Here is a 14,565-nt window from a genome sequence, read left to right as displayed (position 1 = left end):
TTCAGTGCGGGAGCGAAAAGTCCCCGCCGGATTCTGAACCGTCCGACGGCTGCCGGAGCGACGATGAAAACCACGCAGGAAGCCCTCGCGCTTCTCGGCAAAACGGGTATCGGGGACGGCTATGCGCTCTTTTACGGCATCGGAGACGGCGATCTCCTCGAAGCTCTCGCGGTGAATTCGACTCTCCACATCATTGCGGTCGATACCGATGAGAAAACGGTTGAAACCATGCGCCGCCGTTTCGACGAGAAGGGATTGTACGGTAAGCGGACAGCGATACTAAAGGGCGATCCGTTCACCCTCGAAGCCCCATTGTACATGGCATCGCTGACCGTGGTGCACAACCTCGATCCAAAACGGTATCCACCTGAAAAGAATTTCCTCGGCCGCATCTATCGTTCCATGCGTCCCTACGGCGGGAAAGCGTGGTTTTCGCCCGGCTTTGTAACCTCCGGCGGGCTGTCGAAGCTGGTTGCGGGTGCAGGTCTCGATGGTCTGGTATGTTCGGCGGATGCGGATTCCCGTATTATCGGGCGCGAGGGGCCTCTCAGGGATTCCGCCGACTGGACGCACAATTACGGCGATATTGCCAACACCGCCAAATCGGACGACAGCCTCGTGAGGCTGCCGCTCGGAATCCTCTGGTTTGGGGGAAGCTCGAATCTCGATGTTCTCCCCCGTCACGCTCACGGGCCATCGGAACAGGTGGTCGGCGGGCGGCTGTTCATCGAGGGAATCAACTGCCTGAGCGCCCGTGACGTATACACCGGCAGGGTGATATGGAAAGCGGCGCTTAACGATCTCGGCACGTACGGTGTTTATTACGATAAAACCTACAAGGAAACGCCGACCGATATCCGGTATAACCAGGAGCATATTCCCGGCGCGAACATCCGGGGAACGAATTTTGTCGCCGCGTCCGACTATGTGTACGTAATCCAGGGCAGCTCCTGCCATATGCTCGATGTAGCCACCGGCGAGGAGAAAAAAGTGTTCACGCTGCCTCCTGTCGACCCGGAGGCAAAAACCAAGGTCATACCACCCTGGGCATATATCGGCGTCTACGACGATCTTCTCATTGCGGGGAGCGATTTTGTCACGTTTTCGGACCTTCTCCAGAAAAAGAAGAGCGAGTATTCCATTTTCGAAGACCTCGATACGAGCGCGAGTAAGAAACTGATCGTCATGAACCGTTATACCGGCGATATCCTCTGGCAGCTCGATTCCCGGTACGGATTCCTCCATAACGGCACCGCGGCGGGAGGAGGAAAGCTTTTCTGTCTCGACAGGTACCCTCCCCTTATCGAGAGTCAGCTCAAACGGCGCGGGAAGGACATTCCCGGCGATTACCGTCTCCTCGTGCTCGACATAAAAACCGGGAAAATTCTCTGGGAAAGCTCAAACGACATATTCGGGACATTCCTCAGCTATTCCGGAGAGCACGGCATTCTGCTCGAAAGCACCCGTCCCTCGCGCGACATGGTTGCGGGTGAAAGCGGCGAGCGCATGGCCGCGTTCAGGGTTTCGGACGGCTCCCCGGTATGGGACAAAAAGGTCAAGTATCCGACATTTCCCATTCTTCACGGCAGCCATATCATCACCGAAGGCAACGTGTTCGACCTTCTCACCGGCGATCCCATAAACCGCCTCAATCCGCTCACCGGCAACGAGGGACCCTGGTCATGGACACGCCAGTACGGGTGCAATTATCCCATCGCGAGCGAATACCTCGTGACCTTCCGCTCCGGCGCGGCGGGCTTTTATGATATCATGAACGACGGCGGGACCGGCAACTTCGGGGGATTCAAGTCGGGATGCACGGCGACCCTTATCGCTGCGGACGGCGTCCTGAACGCGCCCGATTATACGCGCACATGCAGCTGTTCCTACCAGAACCAGACATCGCTGGCGCTCATCAACATGCCCGAAAACGAGATGTGGACCTATAACACCATCGACATGGACGATGGCCCGGTCAGGAAGGTCGGACTGAATTTCGGCGCGCCGGGAGACCGTCTGTCCGAGACCGGCGTCCTGTGGCTCGATTATCCGAGCGTCGGAGGCCCCTCGCCCGATATCGCCGTGACAACCGAACCGGAAAAGCCCGAACGGTTCACCAACCACAGCTCGTTCGTCGAGAGCGGCGCGGCGCCGTGGGTCTGTGCCTCCGGAGTCAAGGGTATACGGCGTCTGGCGGTGACTCTTGCCAAAAACTCGCCCGGCGAGCGGGCATACACTGTGCGGCTCTATTTTGCCGAGCCGGACATGGTGAAACCGGGCGGGCGCGTGTTCGATGTGACGATTCAGGGGAACCGTGTGCTCGGGGGATTCGATCCGGCCGGTGAAGGCGGAGGCTCACGGAAAACCGTTGTCAGGGAGTTCAAAAATATCCGGGTCGGAAGAGAGCTCGTCGTCACTTTCGATCCCGCCGACCGCGCAGGAAAGGCAGAACCCATCATAAACGGCATAGAGATCGTTGCCGAGGGGTGGTAATCCGGGTAACCGGCAGGTTTGGTGCGTTCTATAAACTGAAATTAGTTTTCCACATCAGCATGTCCTGCTGTGTGTCGGAAAAAACATCGATGCCGTAAAAAACGGACATATCGATATGCCCGGTCACACGGGCGCTCAGCAGGGGACACACATAAAATTCCGGACCTTTTCCGGTGTATTGTTTCCCGTATCCCAAAGCGCCGATACCGAATCTGCCGATCTTGTAAGCCCCCTGAGGCAGGAAAAAGCAGTGGTCTTTCGATGAATTATTGAGACCCTCGAAATACCTGACCTGAACGGACAGGGCCACGGTATCCCTGAGTATGTTCCGCGTGTAGTCGGCGCGCGCTCCGATCCAGCTTCTGTCCTTGTTGTCGTATTTCCAGTACCCGTAAACCGTGAAACTACCGAATTTCCTGCCGAGCATGACATCGGTCTGCTGAGTTTCGGCTGGCAATATATAGTAAAACGGCCTGAATCTGAGAACGTTGTTGTCTTTGGTATACGTGATTTCCGTCAGGAACTTTTTGATGGTTTCGTCCGCTTCTCCGGGCTGTACGGCCGAAATGACGAAAAACAGAATAACGATGACGGTTCGCAGGGCAAATGACATGGTTTCTCCCGGAAGTCAGAAGTTTTTTAATCGAAACAGAACGTAAGTATAATACATTTTATACCCTGACAGTGCAAAAATCTGTGCGGAATACGGCTGCCTGTCGTTCTGCGTTCATTTTACAGGTGTTTTTCCCGGTAAAATATACTATTATTGATGCATAGCCGTCTATGAATGCAGTATAAACAGTCATTCAGATTAACCATAGGCCATAGACCAGAAACCAGAAATTATGAACGATGAATTCATTCAACATGCCGAAGCCTGGGCCTCATCGCTCTGGAAAAACGCCCGTGACCGCTGGACCGGCCGGACGGGGCAGGACAGGAATTACCGCAGCCATGTCATCCATCCGGCGCTGGCGGAAATTCTGATGAAACTCTATCCCGGCGGGCCTGTCCATGTTCTCGATCTCGGATGCGGAGACGGCGTCTTTGTCGGGGATGCTGTCGGAAGGGGGATACTCGACAGCGGCGGATCGTACACCGGAGTCGATATATCAGCCGATTTCATCGCACGGATGCGCATGCCCGGCGAAAGCGGAAGGGTTGATTTTATCGAGGGCAATCTCACCGACCCCGGTTTCCCGGAGAAAATTCTCGCCCGCCGCAGGGAATGGAACTGCATCGTTTCCGTGTTCACCGTGCAGGAAATCCCCGGTCTCGGCTCGTTCATGGAGAACCTGCGGATCATTACACCGGAGCGGGCGCATGTGGTCATCGTCACCGTCCACCCGGATTTTGCCGACTGGCTCCTCGATAACGGGCGGATCAATCCTGCGGAGAGTTTAGGAAAACCTTCCGGGACAGCAGGCGAGGGCGCGGAGGCCGCGCTCTGGCGATGGGCGGGAGAATACCCCATCGTCGATGAACCCAACGAAGCCTTCTATCTTCCGTACTTTCACCGCACCATCCATGACTACCGTCTCTGTTTCGCCCGTGCGGGATTTACTGTCGAGCAGGTGATCGCTCTCCCCGAAGGAAGCCATGAGCTTCCCCGCCTCATACGCGAGGGAATATCACCGTTTACGCCGTTCGAAACCAACCTGTACTGGCCGCGGATTGCCAATGCGCCTTCGGCGCTCGCTTTCATTGCCCGCAGGGAGCCGAACAGTGAAAAACCATGATTCCGAAACGTTCAATGTGCCCCCCTTTGTTCCCGGAGGACGGACCTACGAAGACCTCAGGGAGCGGTTCACCGCCATTGTTCACGAGCATATCGACCGCATGGAGGTGAAAGCGTATTCGGCGCCCGGACTGTACGACCCCGACCGTGTCACCTACATCATTCCGCCCATCACCGATGTCGAGCACAGGAGCGCATGGAATCCATCGAGCATCTATGTCGTGAAAAGCGGCGTCGTGGCAATCGGCCGTGTGTTCTATACAAGGACAAGCGGCGAGTTCCTCATCGAGGAGCTCATTCTCAAACCCGGCGACATTTTCGGTGAGTTCGAGGTTCCGCTCTCCATTCTCGGCAGCCCGAAGCTCTGGAAGGCAAAGCTCCCGCCGCGGTTCAACATGACCTACGGCGCCTGGGCGAGCGGGCCGGCGCTCAACTGGGCCATGGCATATCCGCGCCATATACTCCGTGACAGCGTCGATCCCGAAAATTCCAAGACAGCGGTGCATCCGTTCTACATCAAGAGCAAAAACGTCCGCCCCGCAACCGATGCCGAGGTGTTTGTCATTCCCATCGAGCATTTCGAGGAAATGGTGAGCGCCCGTCACGAGGCAATGACCTGGTTCCTCATGAACGTGCTCTGGAAAACCCGTCTCTATTTCGAACCTCCGGCGCAGGGGTACGGCCGTTCTCCCGCCGACACCATCGCCCGCCTCATGATCCGCCTCATCGCCTGCCGCATCAGGCTCGGCATCGTGGTGCTCGGAAAGGACGGGACTCGAACGACCTGCAGGACATTCATCGGTCCCACCGAGTGGCTCAAGCACGGCCTCGGATCGTTTTCCGCCGACCTCATGGAGATCGTGCATGATTCCGGCGGCATGAAACGCGAGACGGTGACTCTTCCCCTGTTCAACGGCGACCTTGACGGAATCATCGAGGTGATCTACCATGCCCCCGTGAAGGACCTCGATGACGAGATGCTCCGGGCAATGGGATGCACTCCCGAAGAAGACCGCGACGAGAACCGCTTCGGCCTCCTTACCGGCATCAGAATCGAGGTCAGGGACCTCGACTTTTTCAAGAATTACCTGCTCGAAAAGGGGGAGTGAGGAAAAGCGAGGGATAAGGCACAAGGCAGAAGGCAGAAGGGGAAAGACAGTGTCAGATTAATTGGTTTGTGGTTTATGGTCTATGGTTTGTGGAAGGAAGAATACGGGATCGCATGCTGAACATATTTCTCTTGACAGGGGGAGAAATTTCATTTTTTCAATACATATTATATATTCTGAGCAGGGATAAACTGAGAGACTTGTTTCGAGGGGTTTTACGGCACCCGCAGCTGCATTTGAATCAATAACAATCCGGTTATCCGGTTTGATAAGCCAAAAAACTTTTTAATAAGAATCGACAATTTTTTCGGTAGCATGTGATCCCCCCTGCCTGCGGTATCCCACCTTGTTAAGGGGGGAGCGGCTTTGGGGACATTTTCGTCCCCCTTTGTTTTATAAGGGGGATACGGCGAAGCCGAGGGGGATTAATGCTGTTAGCTTATCAAACTGGATAACCGGATAATCCAATGTTGAGCACCTGTACATTCAAGTCTGGCGTCTGGTGAGTTGCTTAATCTTCTTGACCAATACTTAAATTGTGCTGTTTGTGCGCCGAGGGAGACAAATGGTTGACATGTCAGATTCCGAGTATGAAACAAAATCAGAAGAACACCGACGTGACGATGAACCACCGGCAGCAGTAGCAAAACTGGGCTGGCGATACCATCACATTGGCGTGCCTACCGAAATTCCCCGTAACGATGAGAAATACATTGCCCGATACAAAATGTACGTTTCGGGTTTCAGCAGCAGTCCGTATGGTATTGAATGGATGCGTTTCGAGCCGGGCAGCCCTTTGCCTGAGATTATTCGGACTGTGCCGCACATAGCGTTTGAAGTTGACGATCTTGATGAAGCCCTTCGAGGCAGGGAAGTAATCTTTCCGTCCGGTTCTCCTTCAGACGGTGTCCGTGCTGCGATGATCATTCACAATGGGGCTCCGGTTGAATTGATTACCTTTGGCAATAAGCATCCGGTAACCAAAGAATGAGTTTACGGACAAGGTGCCTTTGAGGACACAAATACATTTGTATTTCAGTGGCCGGATGCCGGACAACCGCAAGCTGCCGACCGCTTCGATCAGCGCAGGGCAGTCGTGCAAATTAAGGGAGTATTCCGGGCTGCGCAGCGTCGCACTGTCTCTCTAACGAAGCTGAGCTAAGCCGGGGGGATCAAAAAAAAAGAATCCGCCCGTCATTGAATCCCCGATCAGGCTGGGGACAGGCTATTACCGAAAAGTCCATGCGGGACTCCTTTCGATGTCACCCACTTTGTCTCTTTGTCCTTCTGTCTCTTTTCCCCTTGTGCCTTGTGCCTTGTGCCTTCTGCCTATCTTTATCCCAGATTAATAATCCCCGCCTCTGGAAATGCCCCGAACATCCGCGGGTCATGGGTGATGACAAGGACTGCGCCACCGCCATCGGTGAACGCGTCTATCGCCTCGACCATACGGCTGAAACCCTCGCTGTCCTGATACTGGGTCGGTTCATCGAGCAGGAGCACCGTGCGTTTTTCTCCGCATGCGAGGGCCATGCCGAGACGTTTTTTCTCCGCCTGGCTCAGTTCGAGCGGATGAGTGCCCGAAAGACGCTCCAGCCCGAGGATTTCGATGTATTTCCCCGGCGCGTTGCCCCATTTCACCGCGAGCTCGAGCTCTTCCGCCACCGTTTTCCTGCAGAGGTGAAGGCCGGGATTCTGGAGCGAGAGCCCCACAGCGGACATGATTTCCCAGTCCTTCATTGCCGAAACGGAGCGGCCGTTGAGCACAATGGCGCCCTTGTCCGGGGAGAGAATGCCTGCGATGAGCTTTGCAAGCGTGGTTTTTCCCGATCCGTTCGGCCCGCTCACGAGGGCGACAGCGCCTTTTCCGAGGGAGAATGAGAGATCGCGGAGCACCGGCCTGCCGTCCCTGTAGGCGAACGAAAGCCCCTCGACGGTAAGGGCGGCTGCGCCTTCTGTTGATGACGTTTCATGGCGGGAAACGTGTTTGTGGCGGACATTTTCATGTGATAGAGAATCGACCGGGGCGCCGAGGCTTATTTCGGTGTCGTACTGACCGGCGGGAAAGAGCCAGGGGTCCTCAGCGATAAGGGCGATACCGCCGTTTTCATGCGTATGAGCGCGGATGATCTCCATGAGAAGGGGCCGGAAACCGGTATCGATTTCGGTGAGCGGACGGTCGAGGAAGAGAAAACGGGGGCTCGTCATGAGAGCGCCTGCAACGAGGACACGCTGGAGCTCGCCGCCGGAAAGAGTGCGGATGTTCCGTTCGAGGAGGTGTCCGACTCCGAGTTTTACAGCGTACCGGTCGATGATGGAGGGCATGTCCGCCGGGTCGACGCCGCGGCATTCGAGCGGAAAAGCGAGCTCGTGGACGACATTACGCTTGAGTCCCGAAAGCTGGGAGTAGGGATTTTCGAGGATGAGCCCTGTCTCGGGCGCGGGCGCACCCTGCCCGACCGGCTGCCCGAACAGTTCGATTCCGCCATCGAGCCTCCATGATCCCGCCCAGAGCGGGAGGTATCCGCACAGGGTCAGTCCCAGCGCGGTTTTCCCCGATCCCGGAGGTCCCGAAATGAATCCGATTTCGCCCTTGTTGAGCTCGAAGGAGACACCATCGAACACAGCCGGCCCGTTTTCCGGGAGATGAAGCGTGAGATTGTCCGTTTTCAGCACCAGAGCACCCCGAGCACAAAGGTTACGAGCGCGATTGCGGCGGCGTCCGCCGGACGGAACCTGAGCGGGACAAGATGGGTCTTTTCCCCCGGAGCGATGAACCCCCGTGAGGATATGATGAGCGAATTCATCGAAATCTCGCTGAGCATGGATGAAAAAATGGGATTGAGCGTGGGAATGAGCGCCCGTATCCGCTGCATCGTTGTTTCCGCGCGCATGCCCCGCAGTTTCTGCGCTGTGACGACCTCGTCCATGCGTTCGGTAAGCCTCGGCACGAGCCATATGGTTCTGAAAAGAATGAGAATGACCGAAGGCGGCACCCTGTAGTCGATGAGCATGGCAAACAGCTCCTCGGATCGTATCCGCCGCGAGAGGTAAATCACGGAGACGACCGGAGCCGCGATACGGGTGAGGCTTTCCATGCCGGTCAGTATTCCCTGATACGAAAATCCCGGGTGTTCCCAGGTGACACCATGAATGAGAAACAGGAACAGAGCTCCAATAGCGAGAATCCTGAGGAATTTAAGGGTAAGACGGAATTCGGTGCGTGAGGGAATGACCACCGATACCGTGAAGAAAACAAGGAGAAGCCCCGTTCCCGGGAATGTCGGAAGGGCGATTGAGAAAATCATGATTTCCAGTGCTATCAGCAGATGTGCGGATGGATGGAGAAATGTTCCCGATGAGGAATTCATGGCCGTGCCAGGCTCTCATTTACGAGTAAGGCGTTCGAGCATGCGGGGAGGGAGCGACTGAACGAGAGAAAAACAGATGAGCGCCGTGACAAGCTTGTCGAGCGGGTCTATGAGGAGCTTCCCGAAGATGACGCTCTTCCAGAGGGGATACCCCATTGCCCTGAACAGCGCCGTTATGGCATCGGAACCTGCAATCGATACCCCGCCGTACACGAGCGTGGTTACCGGAGCGGAGGCAGCGGCTGCTCCGAGCCCCAGGATGAGCCCGCCGATAATGGTCGCACGGATATTCTTGAGAAACCCGAACCGTGCCAGGCCGGAAGATATCAACGCGATGACAATGGCTGTGCCCGCGTACGCCATCGAGGTGGGAATGGCGGTGACCGACAGAACGACAAGAGCAGCCAGGCCGACAATCGCCCCATAACGCCATCCGCAGAGCGCAGCCACAAACACCGTCCCAATGGAATCGAGGTAAATCGGCAGTTTGAGCAGATTTACGAGATATCCGATCGAGACGTTCAATGCTGCGCCGAGGGCAATGAGTCCCGCATCAAAAGCGTTTATCTGTCGCACGAGGTCTGTATCCCGTTTCAGCGTATCGTGAATAACGGTTGTATTTTTCGGAGGGCCTTTTTCCACGAATGTGTCGCTGCCGGTGATATGAGCCCGGGCAACGGCAAGAAGAATGATGACAAAACCATGGAGCCTTGTCAAGGTGTTTGTTGTAACACTGAGCATTTTAACCACCATGCGGGATATTCACGAATCGGCGTAGTCCCGGAACTGAAACCCGGTCACCGTGAGAGAGCATAGACGACCAGGTTGACTCCGAGCCTCATCCGTGACCCGTCGCCGGTTCTTCTTTCCCAGTACCGTTCCCACTCGTTTCCCAGCTTTTTATCGGAATAGATACCGACGAGCACGTCATCGAGCCATATTCCGGTAAGATAGGGCCCCGTCATAAGCTGCCCGGACCGTCGTTCTCCCATGTCGCCGTCAAAAATGCTCTGCTCGATATTGAAAAAGGAACGGTAGATTTTATGGTCGGGAGGAATCTGTTTGAGACGGGCGTTTTCGGGAAGGTTCTTTTTCAGTCCGGAGAAAGCCTTGTAATCGAACTCAAGGACGATGAAACCGCCGGATGACAGGTAATTCTTCAAATTTGCCTTCTCGCTGTCGAGAAGCTCGAACCCCTGCCCTGTGTTTAAATAGACGAACGGGTATTTCAGGAGACGGGGAGAGTCGAAGTTAATGGACTGGTCGATAGATGTGTTGATATCGGTGTATTTGATTATTCCCTCGGAAAGTCCTTTGAGAATATTCGTATTGTCAGAGCCTGTCTGGGAGGATCTTACCGGAACAAGCACGACCGAGCCTTTGATGTTTTGACTTCCCGGAGAGTCCCGTACAACCCCCGGCCGCATCGAATCGTTCTGGGCATAAACCCCGGAAGCTGTAAAAAACACTACGGCAAACATGACAAGTACATACAGCCGTGAAGATTGCTCAACCTTCTGTAATTTTAAAGCGCCATGTCTCATAAGGAACCTGCCCCGGTTAATGAAACCATTCATTTCAAGGTGAATATCCCTGTGACACTATGTTGAGTTTATCGGTATGATTCAAACGTCATTTTTTATGGTATAGACCCTGAAACAAGTTCAGGGTGACATGGATACGATCACGTTGTCATGCCGAACTTGTTTCGGTATCTATCATCATTTACCCATGGTATTTATCTATACGAATGCAAATTGGTATAAGGCCATGTCAAACGGTTATCGGAATATTTTCGGCGTCCGGTACGTTACCGATACATAGAACCGTGTCTGGGTTTCCTCGTCCTTGCGCGGCTCCTCCTTCTGAGACCAGAATCCGTATGCAACGGCGGCATCGACAGACAGCGCATCTTCGAACTGCTTGCCGAGCCCGAAGGTAATAAAGTCGCGCTCGTTGTCAACCGTGATCGCCGGAGCGCCCTCGTCGTATGACCGTGGACCCTTGAAGAGCACCGGCTGCCGTAAATACCCCACCCGTCCGAACATATCCCAGAACGGGAGACGCTGTTCGAGGCCGATTCTCCAGCTCATGGACGAGCGGTACCTGTCACGGAAGTAATTGGGATCGGACAGGTAGTCCGACGGATAATCGAGCTTGGCCTGTTTCCAGTTTTCGTACGAGAAATCGAACCCGAGCGTGGTTTTTCTCAGCGCAGTCCATGAAAGACCGAAACCGAACTGCATCGGCGCCTTGATGGTGTAGCTCATATGGTCGATATACGCATCGTCGGTAAAGTCCGATGTCGGATCGATGATTTCGTACAGTTTGAAGTATTCGCCATCGCCGCGGCTGTACCATTCGAGGTAATTGCGCTCGGTGATGTGGAACTGCATGGGAAACCTCAAAAACGCGCCGAGCCTGAAATTCCTGTCATGGTAGAGAACGGACGGCTTGAAGCTCCATGCGGATATATCATCGTCCACACCGGTGATGTCAAGCTGCGACCATTGGGAACCGGTGCGGTAATCGTTGAGAAGCAGGTGGTTGTCACGCTTGTACGACCCCGTCCATATATCGAACGATGCGCCGAACGAAACCTGGGGCGATACATCGAGCGCTCCCGCGAGCGACAGTATGCCCATGCCGCCTTCCTCGACCGATTCGCCTGTCTGAAATCCTTCGAGTGTATCGTTGTACCCGTCGATCCTGAGACGGTTTTCGAAATCCTTGACATGGTTGTAGGCCACGGCGAATACAAGGCTGCCCCTGGCAGTCGGGACCGGGTAGACAAGTCCTATCGAACCGAGGCCCGAATAATCGGTTTTAGTGTCAGCGGTACCATCGGGTTCCGTCGAACTTTTAAGGGTTGTCTTGACATCGCGCTTCAGTGTATTGATTCCGAGCTGCACCTCGATCTTATCGAGGCGGGCGAGCGCGGCGGGATTGTACAGTACCGCCGAGAGATCGTTTGCGGCAGCGATGTTCGCACCGCCCATCCCCATTGCCCGTGCCCCGACGCCCGAATCGTTGTCCACCGATACCTCCTGCGCATGTGCGGGATATGCCATTCCTGCAAGGATGGTGACAACGAGAATCCGAGTGATTCCATGTATACGTTCAACCAGAAATGCCGGTTTCATTATTTATTCCTCCTGCTGGTGCTGGAGCCTGATGACCGGCTCGAACCCGAGCTCGACCGGCCTGACCCTGAACTTGAACGACCTGAACCTGAGCTCGACGAACCCGAGCTTGAACGTGAAGACGAACCGCTCGAAACTCCGGAGCTGCCCGATGAACCTGAACGTGAAGACGAGCTGCTTGAACTGCCCGACCGTGATGGAGTGCTCTGGTAGCTGCCTGAGCTGCTTGAATTACTCGACCGCGACGGGGTACTCTGGTAACTGTCCGAAGAACTCTGTCTCGATGAAGATGAAGACGAAGTGCCCGAATTTTTCGATACGCTGCTCCGGCTTTCAGAGGCGGACTGACTCTCTCTCGCCGACTGGCTGCTTATTATGAATGTCCTGGTGCGCGGGCGAAGGTCATTCTGCCGTATAACTGTCTTTCCGGTCGAGTTTGAACTTTCGCTCGATGAATTGTCCGATCTTGACGCAGGTTTTGATATCGTTTCATTTGAGTTCGACGGCGGCGAATATATCAGAGGACTTTTTTTATCGGTTGTCGTGCTGGTTTTCGTACGCCGTGATGTCGAAAGACCCGAATCCTTACCTGTTGAAGCCGGTGTCTTCTCACGTCTCGTGGTCGTTGTGCCCGATGAGGTTTCACGGGATTTCTGAGGTGTCGATGTTGTGCCGGAACGATCGGTCTTTGACGAAACATCCGAAGCGCCTTTCGAGACAGTCTCCCCGCCGGTTGATGACGATCTGCGGGATGTTGCAGTGGAGAGACCTTCGCTCATGAATTCACGGCGTTTTGTCGTTCTCAAATCACTGTTGGCTCCTGTGGCTGTCTTGGAAGAGCTGTCATTCACCAAAACACCCGACCCTGTCGTGTGTCCGCCGGTTCCGAATCCGGCAAGCCTGTCCTGCCTCAGCATTTTCGGTCCCGGTTGGTTATCACGGCCGTAATCATCGTAGTAATGACCGCCGCCGTGCCCGTGATGATACCCGTAATCATAGGCATAGTACGGATAACCGCCCCAATAATAACCTCCGCCATAGTAACCCCCGCCGTAGTACCATGGATCATAGAACCACGGATCATAGCCCCAGCCTCCATCCCATCCCCAGCCGACGTCCCAGCCCCAGCCATAACCGCGATATCCGACACTGGCATACCATCGCGGCCAGATAGGTCCTACCCACACATCCCGGTAGGGTCCATACCATCCGACCGGTTCATACCACCATGACCGTGACCACCAGGGGTCGAATGCATAATCCGGATAGTAATAATTATAATTGTACGTTGTACCTGAAGATGCGCCGGATTCGTACCGGTCTTCAACACTGCCGTAATACTCGCTGTCTGCGCTGGCCTCTTCGGTGTTTTCGTTTTCGGCTGCTTCTACATCTTCACCATTACCCTCGTCGCTGTTCCGTGCGACAGCCGTTTCCCGTTCGGGCGCGGTATATCTCGAATTTTCAATACTTTCCCGAATTACGGGCCTGCTGACGACGGTATAACAACCCGACAGAAGAACCATAGCCCCTGCAAGGGTAATCGCGCTCATTGATAACAGTTTTCTTTTCATGGTAAACACCCCGCTTCCTTTTTTGAAAGTGTATGCGGGAAACCTTGTGCTCCCGTGCTTCTTTTTTCTGGTATGTAAAATAACGGAAATCACGGAAAAATCATCCCTTGAGTTTTCATCTGAAATTTTTTGGATGAAATGGATGCGGGTAGATACGGTTTGTGGTGATTGGTTTATGGTTTGTGGTTAGAGGCGCCCGCCCGGCTGTATTCACTCACCCATGGATGGGAGAGGGGGTCAGGGTAAGTTTGCCGATTTATGGCGGAAAGACTGTCTGAACCGCTGATTGACATGATTCAATGATTTTTATGATTGAAAAATCCGGTACATTCCCATGGTATCATGGTAATCAGTTAATCAGAGTAATCAGCGGTTCAGACAATTTTGGAATACTTCTGTCGTTCAAAAAAAATCAGCGAATATTTAATCTCTTTTTTTCATTATAAACCTAACCCTCGCGCCCATATACTCATATTATTCTTAACCATCGTTATTTTTCTCTTGACATTACAAGTGTAATTGATTATATTACCTCTCGGTAATAAGTGAGCGACCGCGCTCTTTTTTTACGCCGATCAATAACGTTCGTTGGTTATGTGAATGTTTAATACAAACAATAGTTGCAGGCACAAGGCACAAGGCATAAGGCACAAGGCACAAGGCAGAAGGCAGAAGGGGAAAAAACCAGAGACTTTCCGGTTTCACTTCTGACGATTAGAGATGGTTTACCGATTAAAGATTCGGGGAAGACGGGTGGTGATGTGAAGGTCTTATCGCTTAGTATCTCAGCGCCTTAGTCCCTGTATTTACATTCACTTGTGCCTTATGCCTTATGCCTTGTGCCTGTCTGTATTAAAGCCGAGCTCCACGAGCTCCGGGAATTCCGGAACCGTAAGGGTGTGACGCTTTCCGATCAGATCAGGGAATGGGTCCTGTCTACTCGTGGTAACTTTTTATCCACTGATATCCACAAAGAGCTCAACTTATCTACCGTTGTCGCCAGGAAGGTATGCTCGAAGATTTTGACTGAATAAATCGAAAGTGGTGTTATCGAGCGTTATCGAGACCGTCGCGGTACTTTAGCCGAGTGGGTGAGAAATTGAGGAAAGACAGGCACAAGGCATAAGGCACAAGGCA

Annotated in this window: 11 protein-coding genes; 4 read left to right on the top strand and 7 right to left on the bottom strand. The window is 53.9% G+C overall.

Features of this window, described 5'->3' with window-relative positions:
- On the top strand, positions 1–2,493 hold a 2,493-nt coding region (locus LLG96_18195; protein ID MCE5252136.1), incomplete at its 5' end, for a PQQ-binding-like beta-propeller repeat protein.
- 28 nt (positions 2,494–2,521) lie between these two features.
- On the opposite strand, the gene LLG96_18190 is transcribed toward LLG96_18195, so the two are convergent.
- Positions 2,522–3,106 (bottom strand): hypothetical protein, encoded by a 585-nt coding sequence (locus LLG96_18190; protein ID MCE5252135.1) that lies wholly within the window; start codon positions 3,104–3,106, stop codon positions 2,522–2,524.
- Positions 3,107–3,338: 232 nt separating this feature from the next.
- On the opposite strand from LLG96_18190, the gene LLG96_18185 reads away from it, so the two are divergent.
- The 3 genes from LLG96_18185 to LLG96_18175 all read left to right on the top strand — a co-directional run bounded on the left by LLG96_18185 (position 3,339) and on the right by LLG96_18175 (position 6,331).
- On the top strand, positions 3,339–4,232 hold the full coding sequence (locus LLG96_18185) for a class I SAM-dependent methyltransferase (GenBank protein MCE5252134.1): 894 nt from the start codon (positions 3,339–3,341) through the stop codon (positions 4,230–4,232).
- Positions 4,219–5,340, top strand: coding sequence for a hypothetical protein (locus LLG96_18180; protein ID MCE5252133.1), 1,122 nt, complete (start codon positions 4,219–4,221; stop codon positions 5,338–5,340). Before LLG96_18185 ends, LLG96_18180 begins: the two co-directional genes overlap by 14 nt.
- A gap of 574 nt (positions 5,341–5,914) precedes the next feature.
- A complete protein-coding gene (locus LLG96_18175; protein MCE5252132.1) occupies positions 5,915–6,331 on the top strand; it encodes a hypothetical protein in 417 nt (138 codons plus the stop codon).
- 344 nt (positions 6,332–6,675) lie between these two features.
- Here LLG96_18175 and LLG96_18170 read toward each other — a convergent pair whose 3' ends face one another.
- The 6 genes from LLG96_18170 to LLG96_18145 all read right to left on the bottom strand — a co-directional run bounded on the left by LLG96_18170 (position 6,676) and on the right by LLG96_18145 (position 13,428).
- Entirely contained in the window at positions 6,676–8,016 is a 1,341-nt protein-coding gene (locus tag LLG96_18170) for an ATP-binding cassette domain-containing protein (GenBank protein MCE5252131.1), read from the bottom strand.
- Positions 8,010–8,711, bottom strand: a complete 702-nt coding sequence (locus LLG96_18165; GenBank protein MCE5252130.1) for an energy-coupling factor transporter transmembrane protein EcfT — start codon at positions 8,709–8,711, stop codon at positions 8,010–8,012. The genes LLG96_18170 and LLG96_18165 overlap by 7 nt, the downstream gene beginning before the upstream one ends.
- A 15-nt stretch (positions 8,712–8,726) precedes the next feature.
- Positions 8,727–9,452: an ECF transporter S component gene (locus LLG96_18160; GenBank protein ID MCE5252129.1), complete on the bottom strand. Its 726-nt coding sequence runs from the start codon at positions 9,450–9,452 to the stop codon at positions 8,727–8,729.
- 56 nt (positions 9,453–9,508) lie between these two features.
- Entirely contained in the window at positions 9,509–10,255 is a 747-nt protein-coding gene (locus LLG96_18155; protein ID MCE5252128.1) for a DUF4159 domain-containing protein, read from the bottom strand.
- Between the two features lie 237 nt (positions 10,256–10,492).
- The gene (locus tag LLG96_18150) at positions 10,493–11,854 is read right to left on the bottom strand and encodes an outer membrane protein transport protein (GenBank protein MCE5252127.1); all 1,362 of its coding nucleotides are present in this window, start codon (positions 11,852–11,854) and stop codon (positions 10,493–10,495) included.
- The gene (locus tag LLG96_18145) at positions 11,854–13,428 is read right to left on the bottom strand and encodes a hypothetical protein (GenBank protein MCE5252126.1); all 1,575 of its coding nucleotides are present in this window, start codon (positions 13,426–13,428) and stop codon (positions 11,854–11,856) included. The genes LLG96_18150 and LLG96_18145 overlap by 1 nt, the downstream gene beginning before the upstream one ends.
- Positions 13,429–14,565 lie beyond the last annotated feature (1,137 nt).

The sequence above is a fragment of the bacterium genome (genome assembly GCA_021372535.1).
Lineage (GTDB): Bacteria > Latescibacterota > Latescibacteria > Latescibacterales > Latescibacteraceae > JAFGMP01.
This window is presented reverse-complemented; position numbering and strand designations above follow the sequence as displayed.

Coding starts and splice junctions, on each gene's coding strand:
- LLG96_18190 (MCE5252135.1), bottom strand. CDS start 3,106: ATGTCATTTGCCCTGCGAACCGTCATCGTTATTCTGTTTTTCGTCATT.
- LLG96_18185 (MCE5252134.1), top strand. CDS start 3,339: ATGAACGATGAATTCATTCAACATGCCGAAGCCTGGGCCTCATCGCTC.
- LLG96_18175 (MCE5252132.1), top strand. CDS start 5,915: ATGTCAGATTCCGAGTATGAAACAAAATCAGAAGAACACCGACGTGAC.
- LLG96_18165 (MCE5252130.1), bottom strand. CDS start 8,711: ATGAATTCCTCATCGGGAACATTTCTCCATCCATCCGCACATCTGCTG.
- LLG96_18160 (MCE5252129.1), bottom strand. CDS start 9,452: ATGCTCAGTGTTACAACAAACACCTTGACAAGGCTCCATGGTTTTGTC.
- LLG96_18155 (MCE5252128.1), bottom strand. CDS start 10,255: ATGAGACATGGCGCTTTAAAATTACAGAAGGTTGAGCAATCTTCACGG.
- LLG96_18150 (MCE5252127.1), bottom strand. CDS start 11,854: ATGAAACCGGCATTTCTGGTTGAACGTATACATGGAATCACTCGGATT.
- LLG96_18145 (MCE5252126.1), bottom strand. CDS start 13,428: ATGAAAAGAAAACTGTTATCAATGAGCGCGATTACCCTTGCAGGGGCT.